General features: G+C 48.4%; 20 protein-coding genes. 16 read left to right on the forward strand and 4 right to left on the reverse strand.

The annotated features are described in order from the left end of the window. The 3 genes from ureE (at position 1) to ureG (ending at position 2,103) form a co-directional block, all read left to right on the forward strand. Positions 1 to 432, forward strand: a complete 432-nt coding sequence (gene ureE, locus ACRJJO_RS13695) for an urease accessory protein UreE (protein ID WP_431066260.1) — start codon at positions 1 to 3, stop codon at positions 430 to 432. Beyond that, on the forward strand, positions 422 to 1,096 hold the full coding sequence (locus ACRJJO_RS13700) for an urease accessory protein UreF (RefSeq protein WP_431066261.1): 675 nt from the start codon (positions 422 to 424) through the stop codon (positions 1,094 to 1,096). The genes ureE and ACRJJO_RS13700 overlap by 11 nt, the downstream gene beginning before the upstream one ends. Before the next feature lie 386 nt (positions 1,097 to 1,482). Beyond that, positions 1,483 to 2,103, forward strand: a complete 621-nt coding sequence (ureG, locus tag ACRJJO_RS13705) for an urease accessory protein UreG (protein ID WP_431066262.1) — start codon at positions 1,483 to 1,485, stop codon at positions 2,101 to 2,103. A 530-nt stretch (positions 2,104 to 2,633) separates the two neighbouring features. On the opposite strand, the gene purB is transcribed toward ureG, so the two are convergent. The 3 genes from purB to ACRJJO_RS13720 form a co-directional block, all read right to left on the reverse strand. After that, positions 2,634 to 3,998, reverse strand: coding sequence for an adenylosuccinate lyase (purB, locus tag ACRJJO_RS13710; protein ID WP_431066263.1), 1,365 nt, complete (start codon positions 3,996 to 3,998; stop codon positions 2,634 to 2,636). A gap of 189 nt (positions 3,999 to 4,187) precedes the next feature. Next, positions 4,188 to 5,282: a tRNA 2-thiouridine(34) synthase MnmA gene (gene mnmA / locus ACRJJO_RS13715; RefSeq protein WP_431066264.1), complete on the reverse strand. Its 1,095-nt coding sequence runs from the start codon at positions 5,280 to 5,282 to the stop codon at positions 4,188 to 4,190. Next, entirely contained in the window at positions 5,279 to 5,737 is a 459-nt protein-coding gene (locus ACRJJO_RS13720; RefSeq protein ID WP_431066265.1) for an NUDIX hydrolase, read from the reverse strand. The genes mnmA and ACRJJO_RS13720 overlap by 4 nt, the downstream gene beginning before the upstream one ends. Before the next feature lie 134 nt (positions 5,738 to 5,871). On the opposite strand from ACRJJO_RS13720, the gene clpS reads away from it, so the two are divergent. Next, positions 5,872 to 6,195 carry an ATP-dependent Clp protease adapter ClpS gene (clpS, locus tag ACRJJO_RS13725; RefSeq protein WP_014149040.1) on the forward strand — a complete coding sequence of 108 codons (324 nt, stop codon included), beginning with the start codon at positions 5,872 to 5,874 and terminating at the stop codon, positions 6,193 to 6,195. Positions 6,196 to 6,207: 12 nt separating this feature from the next. Beyond that, a complete protein-coding gene (gene clpA, locus ACRJJO_RS13730) occupies positions 6,208 to 8,478 on the forward strand; it encodes an ATP-dependent Clp protease ATP-binding subunit ClpA (protein WP_431066266.1) in 2,271 nt (756 codons plus the stop codon). Positions 8,479 to 8,513: 35 nt separating this feature from the next. On the opposite strand, the gene infA is transcribed toward clpA, so the two are convergent. After that, positions 8,514 to 8,732: a translation initiation factor IF-1 gene (gene infA, locus ACRJJO_RS13735; protein WP_014149038.1), complete on the reverse strand. Its 219-nt coding sequence runs from the start codon at positions 8,730 to 8,732 to the stop codon at positions 8,514 to 8,516. Positions 8,733 to 9,920: 1,188 nt separating this feature from the next. Here infA and ccmA point away from each other — a divergent pair. The 11 genes from ccmA (at position 9,921) to hemN (ending at position 19,181) form a co-directional block, all read left to right on the forward strand. Beyond that, positions 9,921 to 10,538, forward strand: coding sequence for a cytochrome c biogenesis heme-transporting ATPase CcmA (ccmA, locus tag ACRJJO_RS13740; protein WP_125219901.1), 618 nt, complete (start codon positions 9,921 to 9,923; stop codon positions 10,536 to 10,538). After that, the gene (gene ccmB / locus ACRJJO_RS13745; protein WP_341325573.1) at positions 10,538 to 11,215 is read left to right on the forward strand and encodes a heme exporter protein CcmB; all 678 of its coding nucleotides are present in this window, start codon (positions 10,538 to 10,540) and stop codon (positions 11,213 to 11,215) included. Before ccmA ends, ccmB begins: the two co-directional genes overlap by 1 nt. A 124-nt stretch (positions 11,216 to 11,339) precedes the next feature. Next, entirely contained in the window at positions 11,340 to 12,092 is a 753-nt protein-coding gene (locus tag ACRJJO_RS13750; protein WP_014148964.1) for a heme ABC transporter permease, read from the forward strand. After that, entirely contained in the window at positions 12,089 to 12,256 is a 168-nt protein-coding gene (ccmD, locus tag ACRJJO_RS13755) for a heme exporter protein CcmD (protein ID WP_014148963.1), read from the forward strand. The genes ACRJJO_RS13750 and ccmD overlap by 4 nt, the downstream gene beginning before the upstream one ends. Then, positions 12,253 to 12,702 carry a cytochrome c maturation protein CcmE gene (gene ccmE, locus ACRJJO_RS13760; protein ID WP_431066267.1) on the forward strand — a complete coding sequence of 150 codons (450 nt, stop codon included), beginning with the start codon at positions 12,253 to 12,255 and terminating at the stop codon, positions 12,700 to 12,702. Before ccmD ends, ccmE begins: the two co-directional genes overlap by 4 nt. Further along, positions 12,699 to 14,657, forward strand: a complete 1,959-nt coding sequence (locus ACRJJO_RS13765; protein WP_431066268.1) for a heme lyase CcmF/NrfE family subunit — start codon at positions 12,699 to 12,701, stop codon at positions 14,655 to 14,657. Before ccmE ends, ACRJJO_RS13765 begins: the two co-directional genes overlap by 4 nt. After that, entirely contained in the window at positions 14,650 to 15,177 is a 528-nt protein-coding gene (locus ACRJJO_RS13770; RefSeq protein ID WP_431066269.1) for a DsbE family thiol:disulfide interchange protein, read from the forward strand. The genes ACRJJO_RS13765 and ACRJJO_RS13770 overlap by 8 nt, the downstream gene beginning before the upstream one ends. A gap of 23 nt (positions 15,178 to 15,200) precedes the next feature. Then, a complete protein-coding gene (locus tag ACRJJO_RS13775; protein ID WP_431066270.1) occupies positions 15,201 to 16,037 on the forward strand; it encodes a hypothetical protein in 837 nt (278 codons plus the stop codon). Positions 16,038 to 16,135: 98 nt separating this feature from the next. Continuing rightward, positions 16,136 to 16,603 (forward strand): cytochrome c-type biogenesis protein, encoded by a 468-nt coding sequence (locus tag ACRJJO_RS13780; RefSeq protein ID WP_431066271.1) that lies wholly within the window; start codon positions 16,136 to 16,138, stop codon positions 16,601 to 16,603. Then, the gene (gene ccmI / locus ACRJJO_RS13785; protein ID WP_431066272.1) at positions 16,600 to 17,805 is read left to right on the forward strand and encodes a c-type cytochrome biogenesis protein CcmI; all 1,206 of its coding nucleotides are present in this window, start codon (positions 16,600 to 16,602) and stop codon (positions 17,803 to 17,805) included. The genes ACRJJO_RS13780 and ccmI overlap by 4 nt, the downstream gene beginning before the upstream one ends. Beyond that, entirely contained in the window at positions 17,805 to 19,181 is a 1,377-nt protein-coding gene (hemN, locus tag ACRJJO_RS13790) for an oxygen-independent coproporphyrinogen III oxidase (RefSeq protein WP_431066273.1), read from the forward strand. Before ccmI ends, hemN begins: the two co-directional genes overlap by 1 nt. Positions 19,182 to 19,223 lie beyond the last annotated feature (42 nt).

Consider the following 19,223-nt stretch of genomic DNA (forward strand, 5'->3'; position numbering starts at 1 on the left):
ATGCTGAAACTTACCGAACTTGCTAGTTCCGATATGACTCCCGTCGATGTCCTAACACTCCCTTTCGAAACGAGGCAAAAATGCCGTTTCCATGCCGTGACCGAAGGCGGCGTCGAAGTCGGCTTGTTCTTGCCACGCAGCCATTTGCTGCGGTCGGGGTTGGTGCTGACCGGCCCCGACCGATTCAATGTCTTGGTCGACGCTGCGCCCGAACCTTTGTCGGTCGTGCGCAGCAACGAACCATTGCAGTTTGCGCGCACCTGTTATCACTTAGGCAACCGCCATGTCTCGCTGCAAATTTTGCCGGGCGAATTGCGTTATTTGAGCGATCATGTACTCGATCACATGATCGAAGGCTTGGGATTGACCGTGATCCACGCGGAATTGCCGTTCGAGCCGGAAGCCGGTGCTTATCACGGCCATGATCACTGATCTGGCTTTGCTGAGACTGATGCAATTAGTGAGTCCGGGCTTGCCGATCGGTATGTACAGTTATTCTCAGGGTTTCGAAGGCGCGGTCGAGGACGGTTTGATCAAAAACGACGCAGATGCCGAAGAATGGCTTTCCGGTTTGTTGGAAAACGGTTTGGCGCGTATCGATTTGCCTATTTTGGTGCGATTGCATGCTGCTTGGCAGAGCCAAGATATCGACGATGTTCATCGCTGGAGCCGGACTTTGACGGCTTATCGCGAGACCGCCGAACTTCGATCCGAGGATAGACAAACCGGGCAAGCGCTTGCGCGATTGCTGACCGACTTGAATATCGACGAAGCGCGAGATTGGCGACGTCGACCCGACGCCACGCTCGCGGCGCTGTTCGCATTGACAGCCGTGCAGTGGCAAATACCAATGCGTGATACGTTATTAGGTTATGTTTGGAGTTGGCTAGAAAACCAGGTTTTATGTGCAGTTAAATTGGTGCCGTTGGGTCAAGTAGCTGGCCAGCGCTTGTTGGGCGACCTGGCTCGAATGCTCCCTGATTTAGTCGATCGAGCTTTATTGATTGCCGATGACGATATCGGCGGTAGTGCGTTCGGTCTCGCGCTGGCCAGCAGTCGTCATGAGATGCAGTATTCACGCTTGTTTCGTTCTTGAGCCGGTAATGGTGTTCTGTTCGGAAAGGCATTCACGAATGAATTTTAGGGAAGAGTCAGCATAGGAATTTGAAAAATTTCTAAATCCGATTGATCGGAGTCATCCGTGTTCCATCAATAATGGCTATGTATGCGCTAATAGTTGAAAACACCCGCTACTATCGGAAGCACTTCTAAATCCAAAGTGAGTTGTAGGGTACGCTGCGCGTACCTAATGTCGGCATAAGGCAACACATGAGGGCGCGTTAAACTACGGATGGTACTGCTGTGGTAAGTGCAGCGTACCCTATAATCTTCAAGTTTCGTGATTGGTGTAGTATTCACTTCAACTATTAACTCGAACATAGCCTTAATAATCCAGTTAACTTTTTAGCGTGGTAAATAACAATGAGCGATAGACATGTTTTAAGAGTCGGTATCGGCGGTCCGGTCGGTTCCGGAAAAACCGCATTGGTCGATGCGCTGTGCAAACGCATGCGCGACGATTTCGAAATCGGGGTCGTCACGAACGACATTTATACCCGTGAGGATCAGCAGTTTTTGATTCGTAGTCAGGCATTACCGGAAGAGCGGATTCTTGGAGTCGAGACCGGCGGTTGTCCGCATACCGCGATACGCGAGGATGCGTCGATGAATCTGGCCGCGGTCGAAGATTTATGCGAACGCTGGGACAATCTCGATTTCGTGTTGGTCGAAAGCGGAGGAGATAATTTGAGCGCGACGTTCAGCCCGGAACTGGCCGATTTGACTATTTATGTCATCGACGTGTCGGCGGGCGACAAGATTCCGCGCAAGGGCGGTCCGGGCATCACACGTTCGGATCTACTCGTGATTAACAAAATCGATTTGGCACCCTATGTTGGCGCGTCGTTGGAAGTGATGGATCGCGATGCGAAAAAAATGCGTGGCGATCGGCCTTTCGTGTTTACCAATTTGAAAACCGGTGAAGGATTGGATTTAATTGATGCGTTTATTATTCGAGCTGGAATGCTTTATTCCAGTCACTGAAGAATTTGGATTGCTGATATCGATTACGCTTTGAATTTTGGCAACGTCTACAGAAACAATACCTAAATTCGAATGTGAAAGGTATAGAGGTTTTTCACTCAGATGGAGCATGTGCATTGACTTGCTATGAAATCGAATTAAAAAAAAGGGCTGATTTTCATCAGCCCTCAAGTGAAAATCACTTTTAAAATAAAGGAGTTTTCTGAAGTTAAAAAACAAGTATGTCTTCTAACTTCGGATAAATTCTCTCAAAAGATGTGATTTTGAACTGTGCGTTTGTCCGCATAATATTAAATTTTTTTATGAACAAGTTTGCATTAACGAATTTTTATTCCTACTTTACAATTCTTTCCTCATTCCCTCGCTCCTGAGACTATAAAAGTATTGGCGAATACATCATAAGAAATTCATTCATCATGAAAAACATGAGGTCAAATCAAAAGTCTAATTTTTCGTGTGTCTTCATGGTTATTTTCGCAATAATTAGTTACTTTCTTGGATAACCGCTCGTTTGACTTAGGACCTGAATTTTAAATTTTTCGAGCCAATCGTTCGGCGTAACCGGTATAAGTTCGCGGTGTCAATTCAAGCAGTGCGTTTTTTGCGTCCTGCGGTATATCTAGTCCTTCGACGAACGTGCGCATTTGTTCCGGCGTGATGCGTTGACCGCGCGTCAATTCCTTCAGTTTTTCATAGGGTTTTTCGATGCCGTAACGGCGCATTACGGTTTGAATCGGTTCGGCCAACACTTCCCAATTCGCGTTCAGATCGGCTTCGAGCGCATCGCTATTGAGTTCTAGCTTCGAAATACCTTTCAGCGTCGATTGAATCGCGATGCTGGTATGCGCGATGCCGACGCCGATGTTGCGTAGTACTGTCGAGTCGGTTAGGTCACGTTGCCAGCGGGAAATAGGGAGTTTTTCGGCAAGAAAGCTAAATACAGCGTTCGCGATGCCGAGATTGCCTTCGGAGTTTTCGAAATCGATCGGATTAACCTTGTGCGGCATCGTCGACGAGCCGACTTCGCCTGCAATGGTTTTTTGCTTGAAGTAGCCCAGCGAGATATAACCCCAAACGTCCCGGTCGAAGTCGAGTAAGATCGTGTTGAAACGCGACAGCGCATGGAAGAATTCAGCGATGTAGTCGTGCGGCTCGATTTGTATCGTGAACGGATTGAAGCTTAGGCCCAGCGATTCGACGAAGTTTTTCGAAAATTCGTTCCAATCGACGTCGGGGTAGGCGACCGAATGCGCATTGTAATTGCCGACCGCGCCGTTGATCTTGCCGAGCAGTTCGACCGCTTCCAGTTGTTTTTTCTGGCGCAGCATTCTCGCAACGACATTCGCGAATTCCTTGCCGACTGTGGTTGGAGTGGCTGATTGTCCGTGCGTCCGCGATAGCATCGGTTGTGCGCCAGTGTCATATGCAACCTTGCGGATCGCCTCGATGCATTGGTCGATTTGGTCGATGATCAATTGACGCCCTTCGCTAAGCATCAAGGCGTAGGATAGGTTGTTGATATCTTCCGATGTGCATGCGAAATGAATGAATTCACTGACTTTTTCAAGCTCGGCGTTGCCGGCAATCTTTTCTTTGAGCAAATATTCGATTGCCTTGACGTCATGGTTGGTCGTTTTTTCGATGTCTTTGACGCGCTGTGCATCCGCTTCGGAAAAGTGTTCGACTAAGTCGTTCAGTAATCTGTTGGCGTTCTCGCTAAAAGCGGGAACTTCCGAAATTTGAGGGTGCTTTGCCATGGCTTGCAGCCAGCGAACTTCGACTTGTACGCGAAAACGGATCAGGCCGTATTCACTGAAGATGGGGCGCAAGGCTTCGACTTTGCCGGCATAACGGCCGTCGATCGGGGAAATGGCGGTAAGGGCGGAATTTCTCATGTCAGTCAACCAAGTTGTAAAAAATGTTAGGTTTTCTGGTTCCCACGGTCCTCCGTGGGAATCCATATCGGGGCATATTTACTCGACCATGTCTGCATTTACCCTGCCTCCGGCGGGCACAAGCCCGCCGGAGGCAGGGAACGAGAGTAACGCGCAGATTGTCGATCGGAAACGAGGATTTGGGTTGATTCATTCGTTCGATCTAGATTCGATGATGCCGCCCCCTAGACAGACTTCGCCGTCGTAAAACACGACCGACTGGCCCGGCGTAATCGCGCGCTGCGGCTGATCGAAACGGACTGTGACGCGGTTTCCGCCATCTAGCGGTTCGACGACGCAGTCCTGATCTGGCTGTCGATAACGGGTCTTCGCGGCGCAGCGTAGCGTCTCGGTCAGTCCCGTGTTGCCGCACCAGTCGAGTTGTCCTGCTTCGAGCGTATTGTGCATCATCAGCGGGTGTTCGTGTCCTTGGCCGACGATCAACACGTTGTTGTCGATATCTTTGTCCAGTACGAACCAAGGTTCGTCCGGCGCGTTTTTGACGCCGCCGATGCCGAGTCCCTGACGTTGGCCCATCGTGTAATACATCAGGCCATGGTGTCGCCCGATGTATTTGCCTTCCGGCGTGCGAATTTCGCCAGGTTGGGCCGGCAGATAGCGCTGCAGGAAGTCTTTGAATTTACGTTCGCCGATGAAACAAATGCCGGTGCTGTCTTTCTTGCGGCTGTTCGCGAATCCAGCCTTTTCAGCGATGGCGCGGATTTCCGGTTTGTGCAGATGGCCGATTGGAAACAGCGTTTTCGACAAGGCTTTCTGGCCCATGGCGTATAGGAAGTAGCTTTGTTCCTTGTTAGGGTCCAAGCCTTTCAATAACTGGAACTCGCCGTCTTGTTCGCGGACGCGCGCGTAATGGCCGGTCGCAATGTATTCGGCGCCGAGGTCTTCGAGCGCATAATCCAAAAAGGCCTTGAATTTGACATGCTTGTTGCACAGTATGTCAGGGTTTGGTGTGCGTCCGGCCTTGAATTCGGACAAAAAGACTTCGAACACTTCGTCCCAGTATTCGGCGGCAAAATTGACGGTTTTCAATTCGATGCCGAGTTTATCGCTGACTTGTTGCGCATCGGCCAAATCAGCCATTGCAGTGCAATATTCGGTGCCGTCGTCTTCTTCCCAGTTTTTCATGAACAGGCCGGTGACTCGATGGCCTTCTTCAAGCAGTTTCAAAGCGGTGACGGAAGAGTCGACACCGCCTGACATGCCTACGATAATGTGTTTACTCATGCATCCAGATCGAGAAAGGATTCTAATAAAGTTAATGGATGGCGTTTCCCCGAGAGGAATTCATCGATGCCGATCATGACCAGCGGACTGCGTAATCGATCGTGTTTGGCGGCGATTTCAGCGCGGGATAGCCAGTGTGTCGCTATGATGCCTTCATCCAACGGTTGATTGGGGTCGAAAGAATGGCAGTGGCCGGCAAAACAAACCCTCAGAAAACTGGGGCTTTCCGGGTTTCTTCGCCATAATTGAACTGAAACGATGTATTCAGGTTCAAACTGCCAGGCGGTTTCTTCGGTAACCTCACGTTTAACCGCGTTGATTAAGTCCTCGCCTTTTTCCAAATGTCCCGCAGGTTGGTTGAGTGCGAGTCCGTTGGATGTTTCTTCCTCGACTAGCAGAAAACGCCGGTCGTTTTCAATGATCGCTGCAACGGTGACATGGGGTTTCCAGACCATCGGCAAACTCGTTTATAAAAAGCAGCACATTTTACTTTATTTGGTGAATTTATGTTGTGAAAGATTGAAATTTACAGGCGCGCTCACTATGGTAAACTCTAAGTCGTTTTGATTCTTTTAGAATTGTTAAAAGTATGTCTGATTTTGACCCGTTAAAAGACAATGATGGCGAACTGGCTCTTCAAGAGACTAAGCCTCAATTGCAAAAGCCGCCTCTTTATAAGGTTATTTTATTAAATGACGACTTCACGCCGATGGACTTTGTCGTTGAAGTGTTAATGGAGTTTTTTAATATGTCCGAGGAGAAAGCGACACAAGTTATGTTACAGGTGCATACTCAGGGAGTCGGTGTGTGTGGAACCTATTCTAAGGATGTCGCGGAAACAAAAGTATGCATGGTCAACGAATATTCTCGGGAACATCACCATCCCTTAATGTGTTCGATGGAAATCGCGTAGGTCGGAGGAAATATGTTAAGCAAAGAGTTGGAGATTACTTTAAATCTCGCCTTTAAGAATGCTCACGAAAAGCGGCATGAATTTATTACTGTCGAGCATTTACTGTTGGCCTTGTTGGATAATGCCAGTGCCGTCGCGGTGCTGCGGGCCTGTGGATGCGATTTCAAAAAGCTGCACGATGAACTGACGCAGTTTATTGATGATACGATTTCGCTGATTCCCGAAGGCGTGCAGCGCGAAACGCAGCCGACACTCGGTTTTCAGCGGGTTTTGCAGAGGGCGGTGTTCCATGTCCAGGCGACCGATAAGAAAGAAGTTTCCGGCGCCAATTTATTTGTTGCATTATTTAGCGAGCAGGACTCACAGGCGGTTTATTTGTTGAATAAACAGAATATAACCCGTCTCGATGTCGTCAATTATCTGGCCCATGGTGTTTCGAAAATAGAGACGGAGCGAGAGCGCGATATGGAAAGAGATCCGGAAACGAGCGGTGCGACCGGCGATACATCCGAAAGTCCGTTGGAAAAATATGCGACCAACCTGAATGAGGAAGCGAGGCTCGGTAAGATCGATCCGCTGATTGGGCGCGAACTCGAGGTTGAAAGAACCATACAGGTGCTATGTCGCCGGCGTAAAAACAATCCCTTATTGGTCGGGGAGGCCGGCGTCGGAAAAACCGCGATTGCCGAGGGTTTGGCAAAACGAATCGTCGAGGAAGATGTTCCTGATGTGCTCATGGGCAATGTGATTTATTCGCTGGACTTAGGCGCATTGGTGGCCGGCACCAAATATCGAGGCGACTTCGAAAAACGTTTGAAAGCATTGGTTAGCCAGCTAAAAAGGCAGCCGGAAGCGATATTATTTATCGACGAAATCCACACGATCATCGGCGCGGGTTCCGCTTCCGGCGGGGTTATGGATGCGTCGAATTTGATTAAACCGGTATTAGCATCCGGTCAGTTGCGTTGTATCGGCTCGACAACCTATCAGGAATACCGCGGAATTTTCGAAAAAGATCATGCATTGGCGCGCCGTTTCCAGAAAATCGATATTGTCGAGTCTTCGGTCGAAGATACCATCCTGATTCTGAAAGGTTTGAAATCGCGCTTCGAGGAGCATCACGATATCAAGTATACTGCGGACGCTTTACGGTTGGCCGCCGAATTATCGGACCGCTATATCACCGACCGGCATTTGCCGGACAAAGCCATCGATGTGATCGATGAAGCTGGAGCACGTCAACGCTTACTTTCGACCGATCAGCGTAAACCGATTATCGATTCGCTGGAAATAGAAGAGATTGTTTCGAAAATGGCCCGAGTACCGGCAAAATCGGTTTCATCCAATGACGTAGAAAAGCTTGAAGCGTTGGAAAAGAATCTTAAAATGCTGGTTTTCGGTCAAGACGAGGCAATTTCGGCACTCGCTTCAGCCATCAAGCTGTCACGCGCCGGTCTTAGGGATGCGCAAAAAACCATCGGTTCGTTCCTGTTCGCGGGACCGACCGGGGTCGGTAAAACCGAAGTTACTCGTCAATTAGCCAAAGTACTGGGCGTTGAGTTGATTCGCTTCGATATGTCCGAATATATGGAGCGCCATACCGTATCAAGATTGATCGGTGCTCCTCCGGGTTATGTCGGTTTCGATCAGGGCGGTCTGCTAACCGAGCAAGTGACCAAGCATCCTCATGCCGTGCTTTTATTGGACGAGTTAGAGAAAGCGCATCCTGATGTTTTCAATCTGCTGTTGCAAGTGATGGATCATGGCACGCTAACCGACAATAACGGTCGCAAAGCCGATTTTCGTAACATAATATTGGTTATGACCACAAACGCCGGTGCTGAAGAGGGGAGTCGCGCATCAATCGGGTTTACCTCGCAGGATCATGCTTCGGATAGCATGAAGGTGATTGAAAAAAGTTTCTCTCCGGAATTCCGTAATCGATTGGATGCAGTGATTCAGTTCAAGCCGCTGGATATTTCGATTGTCGGTCATGTCGTCGATAAATTTATCTTCGAACTGGAGGCTTTGTTGGCCGAGAAGCATGTCACGCTGATGTTGGAGTCTGAAGCGAGATTATGGCTTGCCGAAAACGGTTGCGATCCGAAAATGGGTGCAAGGCCGATGGCGCGTTTGATTCAGGAGAAAATCAAGAAACCGCTGGCTAATGATTTATTGTTTGGTAAATTGGTGCGGGGCGGGAATGTCCGAATCTATGTCGAAAACAATGAGCTGGCTTTTGCAATAGAAAGTAAGGAATTGACTGTTTCTGAAAAAAGTTAGCGGTTATCGTTCGCTAATCCCGCACTTGCGCGGGATTAGCGCATACGGAAGGTGATTCTTCCTTTGCTTAAATCGTAAGGCGTCATTTCTACCTTGACTTTATCGCCGGTCAGAATACGGATGTAATGTTTACGCATTTTTCCGGAAATGTGTGCGGTGACGATATGCCCATTCTCGAGTTCAACCCTGAACATCGTATTCGGTAGGGTTTCGACAACCTTGCCTTCCATTTCGATTTGATCTTCTTTTGCCATGTACTTAGTCCTAACGTTTAAAAAACGCGAATAATAGCATAGTCGGTCTTTTTAGAACAGGATTCTGTAGTCGGACGGGCCGTTCTTGGGATAAAGCTGTCTTTTGCGTGCTCGATTTTTGATTGGGCGAGGCTCGAAATGGTCTGATTTTATCAAAAGGGTTTCTAAGTATTTACGATATGATTGTTTTATGTGTATTGTTGCAAACAAATTCATATCGATTCAATACTTGATTTGTTCTCGAGTTTTCCCTACTCTAGTCCGTTTGTTCTAAGGATTTCGTGAAAAATAACTTCCTGGAGCTATGGGTTTTGTAGGGCGTTACCGAACCCTCCATAAAATTAAGGAAGTTATTGCGACCAAATTCTTAGGATTAAGCATCGCCCAAATTTGAAGCGCGAAAGGTATAATTTTAATGAACCTGTTTGGGTGCGGATTATCGTTCCCACGCTCCCGCGTGGGAATGAAGACCGAGACGCTCTAGCGTCTCGTACCGCTGGAGCGGTACTTAGGCGTTCCCACGCAGAGCGTCAATGCCATTAAGTTAAGCCGTTCGTGGTGAGCCTGTCGAACCATGGACGGCTTAACTTATCGACTCGGACTTCTCCATTCACCCTTCGACAAGCTCAGGGCGAACGGAAAAGTCCTTAACTTAATGGCAGTGACGCAGAGCGTGGGAACGATAATTGCCGAGGGACTGAATAGTTACGGCTAGTTTGGTAGATTTTTGCTCTAATTAAATCTACATGCCCGCAATCCTTGTTTTAGGATCTTATGATCAAGGGTTTAGATGAAAGTCTAAGCTCTTTTTTATTGTTTGAGGCTTACTTGAGTGGGTGGATTTTGGGTATAACGGGCTTGGTTTTATCCGGCTCAAGTTTTTTCCTGATTAGCAAGATGCTTCAGCTTGTCGGAGCCAAGTGCCCGAGCGGGCTAGTCGTAACCGCAGCGACTTCTGCAGGACGGGTTATTTAACCCGTCCCCAACTTTTCAGTTTGCCCTAAACATTTCGGCTGACTTCGGCCAAAGTCGAAACGTTTAGGACGGGGTTGCAAACCCCGTCCTGCCAGGGATATCCTGGTTTTTGGGCTTTAGCTGAAGAAACTTGCTAATCAGGAGTTTTTTTGATTGTCGCGAAATGCGACACGATGAGAAGGTATTTCGATATCATTACTTTTTAAATTTAGGATGGAACGTTTGTTATCTCTGGAAGTTAAAAACTTATGTTGCATACGCGACGATAGAGTGTTGTTCGATAATTTATCGTTTAATGTCTTTTCCGGGCAAGCGTTGTTGCTGGAAGGGCAAAACGGTTCGGGCAAAAGCTCTTTATTGAAGATTTTATGCGGTTTTCGGGAGCCGGATGCCGGAGAGGTTTTGTGGTGCGGTGTAGAAATTAATAACGGTACTTTCTTTGAACAGATGGCTTATGTCGGTCATTTGGACGGTGTCAAAAAGGAATTGACCGTTCTGGAAAATCTCAAGATTGCCACGGCTCTGGGTAAGCCCGGCCATTATTCGATCGAGGAAACACTGGAGAAGGTCTATTTATCCGGTTACGACGATGTGCTGGTGCAATCTTTGTCGGCCGGGCAAAAACGCCGTTTGTCGCTAGCTCGTTTATTGATTACCGACAATAAATTATGGATTCTCGACGAGCCTTTCACCTCTTTGGATAAAGAGGGTATAGCCATTTTCGAGGCGCTGATGGTCGACCATATTGCCAGAGAAGGCATGGTCGTTTTGACCTCGCATCACGATATCACGCTGCACGGCATCGACGTGCAAACAATCAGGTTAGCTTAATGACATTGTCGAACGCATTTATCGCCATCATTCGACGCGATTTGGTTCTGGCTTATCGGCGGCGTGCCGAAGTCGCCAATCCGCTGTTGTTTTTTGTCTTGGTCATTACTTTGTTTCCGTTGGGATTAGGCGCTCAAACCAAGTTATTGCAAGCGATGGCTCCGGGAATCATTTGGATTGCCGCGCTATTGGCCGCGATGCTATCGCTGGATTCATTGTTTCGATCGGATTTCGACGATGGCTCGCTGGAACAGTTTATCTTGAGCCCGCATCCGCTTTCGGTGCTGATTTTGGCCAAGATCGTCGCGCATTGGTTGGTGACTGGCTTGCCTTTATTGTTGATCTCACCTTTATTGGCAATATTTTTGGGCATGCCCGAACAGTCCGTGCCTGTGCTGCTTTGGACCTTGTTGCTTGGCACGCCGGTATTGAGTTTGATCGGTTCGATCGGTGTCGCGCTGACGGTGGGTTTACGACGAGGCGGGATGATCTTGGCGTTGTTGGTTTTGCCGTTGTATATCCCGGTGTTGATCTTTGCCGGCAATGCCGTCGAAATGGCGGGTAGCGGTTTGCCGGTCGGCGCGCAACTCAATATTCTGGCGGCGATTTTATTCGCGGCCTTGGTGCTGGCGCCATTACCGGCCGCCGCCGCATTAAAAATGAGTATGAATGGATAATTTTTCGTAAAATAGCGTCCTATTCATCCATGCGGGCATATTCGAATGCCCGGTCTTCTAAATTTACTATTCGATATTGAATCAATTTTGCTCATTATCGTAGATCACTTTATAAGCTTATCGCATGTTTTTGATTCCTGATTCCGTAGGCCGTTTTTTCCATCGCATGGCCTCACCACCGCATTTTTACGCGTTTACCGGCCGATTATTGCCTTGGTTGACGGCGATTTTTATTATTTTGACCGCCGTAGGTCTATATGGCGGCTTGTTTTTGGCGCCCGCCGATTATCAGCAGGGCGATAGCTACCGGATCATTTATATCCATGTGCCGAGCGCCTGGATGTCATTGTTCATCTATGTCGTGATGGCGGTTGCCGGCGCCATCGGACTGGTTTGGCGTATCAAATTGGCCGAAATCGTCATGATCAGCAGCGCCTCGGTCGGCGCCGGTTTTACTTTTATCGCCCTATTAACGGGCTCTCTATGGGGTAAGCCGATGTGGGGAACCTGGTGGGTTTGGGACGCGCGCTTGACTTCGGAATTGATTCTGCTGTTTCTGTATCTGGGTGTCATCGCACTGTACGGAGCGATCGACGACAAACGCACAGCGTCGAGAGCGGTGGCAATTTTGGCGATTGTCGGCGTAGTCAATATTCCGATCATTCATTATTCGGTCGAATGGTGGAATACCTTGCATCAAGGCCCGACCGTGTCGAAGATCGATAAACCGTCGATTCATGTCAGCATGTTGATTCCATTGTTGACGATGGCGGTCGCCTTCAAATTTTATTATCTAGTTGCGATGTTGCAGCGCGCTCGGACCGAATTGATTCAGCGCGAACGAAACAGTCAATGGGTTAAAGGCTTAATAGAATGAATTGGCAAGAATTTTTTGCAATGGGCGGTTACGCCTTTTATGTTTGGACTTCTTATGGGGTAACTTTACTCGTGTTGCTTGCGATTGCGGTTTTACCCGTTATTCAACGCAAACTTTTTTTAAAAGAGTTGGCTCATAAAATGAAACGGATGAAAAAATCATGAAACCGATTCGTAGACAACGACTTATTTTAATTGGATTGATGCTGGCCGGTATGGGTCTTGCCGTCGCCTTTGCACTGAAATCGTTCAATGAAAATTTGATGTATTTTTTCTCGACGACCGAAGTGGTCGAAGGCAAGGCGCCGGAAAACGCTTTGTTTCGAATTGGCGGTATGGTCGTCGACGGCAGCGTCGATCGCCCTGCGGAGAGTTTGCTTGTGCGCTTTAAGTTGACCGATTTCAATAAAGAAGTGACCGTGGAATATACCGGTATTTTGCCGGATTTGTTTAGGGAAGGGCAAGGCATCGTCGCAAAAGGCCGTTTGTCCAAGAACGGTGTGTTCGTCGCCGAGGAAGTCTTGGCCAAACATGACGAGAATTATATGCCGCCCGAAGTCGCAGGTAGCCTGAAAAAACAACCGGAGCTTTCCGCAGAGGGTGGTATATGATTCCCGAGATAGGGCATTTTTCCTTAATACTGGCTTTGTGCATGGCCGTGATGTTGGGTATTGTCCCGATCGTCGGTAGTTTTCGCGCGATTCCTGGATGGATTGCCGTCGCGCGTCCAGCCGCGTTCGGGCAATTGTTCTTTGTCGGCTTGTCCTATTTGTGCCTGACGTATGCATTTTTGACGCACGATTTCTCGGTCGCCTATGTCGCGAACAATTCGAATACTCATTTGCCGGTACTGTATTTAATCTCCGGCGTATGGGGCGCGCATGAAGGCTCGTTATTGCTTTGGGCCTTGAGTTTGACGGTCTGGACCGGTTTAGTTGCGCAGTTTAGCCGCAGTATTCCGGACGCGACCATTGCCCGGGTTCTCGGTGTAATGGGCTTGGTCAGCATCGGTTTTTTACTGTTCTTGTTGCTGACCTCAAATCCGTTCGAGCGCATGATTCCGGCGCCGCCTGAAGGCCGCGATTTGAATCCTCTGTTGCAAGACCCTGGGCTCGCGATTCATCCGCCGATGCTATACATGGGTTATGTCGGCTTTTCGGTCGCGTTTGCGTTCTCGATCGCGGCCTTGCTCGAAGGCCGTTTGGACAGCGCCTGGGCGCGTTGGTCCAGACCTTGGACCAATATCGCCTGGATGTTTCTGACTTTGGGCATTACGCTGGGCAGTTGGTGGGCTTATTACGAATTAGGCTGGGGCGGTTGGTGGTTTTGGGATCCGGTCGAGAACGCCTCTTTTATGCCTTGGCTGGTCGGCACGGCGTTGATTCATTCATTGGCAGCCAGTGAAAAACGAGGTGTGTTCAAGACTTGGACCGTGCTGTTGGCGATTTTCGCGTTTTCGTTGAGTCTGTTAGGTACTTTTTTGGTGCGTTCCGGCGTATTGACCTCGGTGCATGCCTTTGCCAGCGATCCGGCCCGCGGCTTGTTCATTCTCATTTTTCTGGCTATTGTCGTCGGCGGATCTTTATTGCTCTATGCGATTAGAGCGCCGGCGGTTAAAAGCAGCGCCAGTTTCGAAATGATTTCGAAAGAATCCGCATTATTGTTGAATAACGTGCTGTTGGTCGTGACTGCGGCCAGCATTTTGGTCGGCACCTTGTATCCTTTGTTTATCGATGCCTTGGGCATGGGCAAGATTTCGGTCGGGCCGCCTTATTTCAATGCGATTTTTGTTCCTTTGATGGCGCCGCTTGCCGTTGTCTCGGGTATCGGCGTTTTGCTACGTTGGAAAAAAGACCAGTTCAACGCGCTCGCGCTACGAATCCGTTGGCTGATGCTGGGCTGCCTGTTGCTCGGTGCGGCATTGCCGTTGTTGATGCCCTATTATTCGTGGGCTGCCGCAATCGGCTTGACGTTGGCGCTGTGGACGACGGCGCTGACCGGACTGGCCTTTTCGGAGCGTCTAGGGCATAAAATGCCTGATTTTACCGCCTTGCTGAAAGTGCCGAGAGCCTTTTACGGCATGACCCTGGCGCATTTGGGTATTGCGGTCTTTATCGTCGGGATTACCTTGACATCGGTTTATAGCATCGAAAAAGACGTTAGAATGGCCCCCGGCGACAAGCTGGAAATGTCCGGTTATGTATTCGAATTTCATGGTATCGATGTGGTTGATGGACCGAATTATCGGGCGCAACAAGGCCACTTGACGGTCAGATATGATGATAAGACGGTGGCTAAACTCGAACCGCAAAAAAGAATTTATCGCGTGCAACAAATGCCGATGACCGAGGCCGCGATCGATGCCGGTTTGTTTCGCGATCTTTTTGTTGCGATCGGCGAACCCTTGGGCGATTCGGGCGCATGGAGCATGCGCGTTTATTATAAAGCCTTTATACGGTGGATATGGATCGGCGGTGTTTTCATGGCATTGGGCGGTCTCTGGGCTGTCTGCGACAGACGTTATCGAATGGGTAATAAAAAACAGCGAGTAAGCAAAAATGCTTAAATTTTTGACGCCACTTTTAATTTTTGCCGTACTGGCGATTTTTTTGGCGATCGGTTTGAATCTCAATCCGCGTGAAATTCCGTCGCCCTTCATCGATAAGCCGGCCCCGCCTTTTACGCTGCAAACTTTGGATGATCCGACTCGTACCTTGAGTACGGCGGATTTGAAGGGGCAAGTTTGGTTACTGAATGTTTGGGCTTCCTGGTGTGTATCTTGCCGTGCCGAACATCCGGTGCTTAATCGGTTGGCGGAGCAAAAATTGGCTGTTATTATTGGCCTCAACTATAAGGATGAACCGGAAGATGCGAAAAACTGGCTGGCTAGATTGGGTAATCCCTATGATGTCAGTGTCTTGGACATGGAAGGATTGACCGGAATCGATTGGGGAGTCTATGGCGTTCCCGAAACGTTTGTAATCGATAAGCAGGGCGTAGTTCGTTACAAACATACAGGGCCTGTGACTGATAAAGATATTGAAACGACATTCTTACCTTTGTTGAATACTTTGCAGGCTGAATAAATTTTTAGAAATGGTATGGCTATGTGACAAAGTTATTTCTACTTTTTTTGTTGAGCGCTTATAGCACTTTTAGTATCTACGCGACGGCGGCGAGCATTACGCTCAAAGTTCAGGGTGGCGCGGACAATATCGATACAATCGAATCCGAAAGTCGGCTTGATGATGGTGCAGAACTAAAAGAAAGGTCTCTGGTAGCCGGTGCTTTAAGGCAGGTACAAAAAAAATCTGACGCCTCTTCGAGTGAACTGGGCGCTGGGCAGCAATTGGCGACCCCAAAAAAACAAGGTGATTTTGGCGCTAACGCCTTTAATGGTAAAGCTGCCGAAACTGAAAATCTCCTGTATTCCGATCCGTTTGCCGAGACTGAAACTTCGCCGTATATTTTTAAACAAGCCTCGTCCGATCACCAGACCGGGTTTAATCCTTTGCTTGTATCGAAAGAGTTTATTATCAGTTTGGAAATCATCGATGATGAGCTTGTTATTGATGAAGCCTTAAGAGAAATGGTCGACGATACGGTCACTATGGCGCTTCATGTTAACGAGGCATGGAATACTTTGGATGAAAAGATCACACATAAAGTTTACCAAGGGGTTAGCTATCTTGGATTCGATAATCAGTTTTCCGAGGATAATTATCAAGCCAATAACCAGGCTGTCGAATTCAAAAAACTGGCCGCGCAATATGCCGACTCCGAGATCAAGAATCGTCGCTATGTCAACGAGCCGGAAGGTTTTTTTGCTTATTTGATCAATTTACCCAGATTATTGACCGTTTCCAATTTACTATTCATGCTGGGTTTTCTATTCGTCATGAACGGAATTTATCGAGTCATGCGTTTTTTTCTATTGCGGATATAGCCTAAAGTTTCAATGAATTGTATTTCTTTGATCTAAACCTCTCTCGAAGGGGGAGGCGTCAGCTTATTCATGCATATTACTAATTATTCATTGCCATTATGCGTATTATATTTTTAGCCTTCTTTTTATTGTGGGGCGTTGAGGCCATTGCTGCGGCCGTCGAGGTCAAGAATTTCGATACTCCTGAGCAGGAGCGCGTTTACAACTCGCTGATTTCCGAGTTACGTTGTCTAGTTTGTCAAAACCAGACTATTGCAGATTCGAACGCCGATTTGGCGAAGGATTTGCGTGCCCAAGTCTACAAAATGCTGCAACAAGGCAAGTCAAGGCAGGAGGTTGTCGATTTTATGACTCAGCGTTATGGCGATTTCGTATTGTACAATCCTCCGATGAAGGCTAAGACCAGTTTATTATGGTTGGCACCGTTATTGTTCTTAGTGATCGGTTTATTGGTTGCTTGGACTGTCGTGCGTAAAAAACGTTTGGCGACTCATTCCGAGTCTACGCATGATTCCGCACAATCGGAAGAAATTCGTCGCTTATTGGAACAAGGAGATGACCGGTGACAACAGAATTTTGGCTGACCGCAAGCGTTTTGATCGCGATAGCGTTTGCGTTTCTATTGCCGCCGCTATGGCGTCGACCGGGCTCAATAGACATCGAAACTGAGCGTTTCAATGTCGATATCGCTAAGCAGCGTCTGCTGGATTTAAAAGAACAGCGCTCGTCCGGAACGATTACGGCGGATGAATACGAAGACTTATATCAAGAATTACAATCGGTGCTGGTCGATGATTTGCAAACAGAGTCGGCTTCGCGGCAATCGGAATCTTCCGGTCGGTGGTTGATCGTTTTGGCATTGATCGTTATTCCGTTGGTTTCGGTGACTTTGTACCGCGCTTTAGGTAACGCTGATTCGTTGTTGCCGGAAGCGGACAGAACCGCGCAGCAGATCGATGAAATCAATGCGATGGTTTCTGGATTGGCTCAGCGTTTGCAAAGCCAACCGGATGATGCGGAAGGCTGGTTGATGCTTGGGCGTTCTTACAAATATATGAACCGCTATGCCGAATCGGCTCAAGCCTTTTCGGAGGCTTATCGACTATTGGGCGACAAGGCTGATGTGCTGCTTCAGTACGCCGATGCGTTGGCGATGACCAATGACGGTCGATTATCCGGGAAACCGACGGAATTGGTTGCGAAGGCGCTTGAATTGGCGCCGGATGACTCGACGGCATTGTGGTTGTCGGGCATGGCTAAAGCGGAAGCGGGTAAATATGACGAAGCCCTGCGGCATTGGCAAAAATTAGCTGCGCAATTACCGAAGGGTTCCGAACCACACCGAGAAGTGCAGGGTTTGATTGCACAAGTCATGGAGAGGCTAGGTACGGCGCCCCCAGAGCAGCAGCCGGCAGCCGTCGCTAAAGGTCTGAAAGTCAATGTAGCAATCTCCGACGAATTGCAAGGCGCTGTCTCCGCCACCGATACCCTATTTATTTATGCTCAGGCATTACAGGGTCCCCCGATGCCATTGGCGATCGTTAAGAAACAAGTGGCCGATTTACCGGTAACAGTTGTGTTGAGCGACGAGCAGGCGATGATGCCGGCGATGAAGTTATCTAACTTCGATCGCGTTAAAATTAGTGCCCGGATTTCGATATCGGGCCAGGCAGAATCTCGTCCAGGCGATTGGATCGGGATCGTGGAGAGCGTTGCACCGGCTGAAACAGAGGGCGTTACTATAACGATCGATCAAAAGGTTCAATAATGGACCAGTCCTTAACATTCGATCTCGATCTCATTCATCGTTACGATCAGGCCGGGCCTCGATATACGTCTTATCCGACCGCGTTGGAATTACACGAGAATTTCGGCGAAGCGGATTATTTACGCCATATCGAGCAATCGAATAGGCTTGGAGGGCCGTTATCCCTTTATTTCCACATTCCGTTTTGCGATACGGTCTGTTACTACTGCGCGTGCAATAAGATCGTGACCAAAAATCGCGCGCATGCCGAGCCGTATTTGAACGATCTTTGCCGCGAAATCGAAATGCAGGGCGCTTTGTTCGATCGAGGCCGTGTCGTCGATCAATTGCATTGGGGCGGCGGAACGCCGACTTTCTTAAGTGAGAGCCAAATGCGCCATTTGATGGTGTCGACTCGTCGGCATTTCAATCTGCGCGAGGATGACGAAGGGCAGTACTCTATCGAAGTCGATCCTAGGGAAACCGACGATCGGACAATAGCCGTACTGCGGGAATTGGGTTTTAACCGGATTAGCTTGGGTTTGCAGGATTTCGAACCCGATGTGCAAAAAGCGGTCAATCGCATTCAAACCGAACAGGAAACTTTTGCGGTATTGGAGGCGGCGCGCAACGAAGGTTTTCGTTCGACTAGTATCGATTTGATTTACGGGCTGCCGCTACAAACCGTCGAGTCGTTTTCGCGAACATTGGAAAAGATTCTTCAAGTCTCGCCCGAGCGGTTTTCGGTCTTTAATTACGCGCATTTGCCGCAACGTTTCAAAACTCAGCGCCAGATCGATGATGCCGACATACCGAATCCGGAGGTCAAGTTGGCGATTTTGCAAATGGTGATTCAGCGTTTGACCGAAGCAGGTTATGTTTATATCGGCATGGATCATTTCGCGAAACCGAATGATGAATTAGCGGTTGCTCAGCGTGAAGGAAAGCTGTACCGAAATTTTCAGGGCTATTCAACGCATTCCGAATGCGATTTGATTGGTTTGGGTGTTACTTCAATCGGCCGGGTGGGCGATGCCTACATTCAAAATGTAAAAGATCTTGACACTTATCGGCGAACGATAGAGCAGGGACGTTTGCCGGTTTTCAAAGGGTTTGAATTGAGCCGCGACGATAAGCTGAGGCGAGCGGTCATTAGCGGGTTAATCTGTCATTTCGAGCTTGAATTCATAGAGCTGGAACGCGAGTTCTCCATCGATTTCAAGACATACTTCGAGCAGGAATTGATTAAGTTGCAGAAAATGGCCGAAGATGGACTTTTGACGATCGATACCGACCAAATTTTAGTGCGACCTGCCGGACGTTTGCTTATTCGCAATATCTGTATGGTATTTGATCGCTATCTTACTGAAAAAAAACAGTTTTCCAAAGTTATTTAAAATCCGTTAGACATGGGATTTGCGTTATTTGCAAATCCATGT

Origin of the sequence: Methylotuvimicrobium sp., assembly GCF_050611805.1 — a bacterium.
Taxonomy (GTDB): Bacteria; Pseudomonadota; Gammaproteobacteria; order Methylococcales; family Methylomonadaceae; genus Methylotuvimicrobium.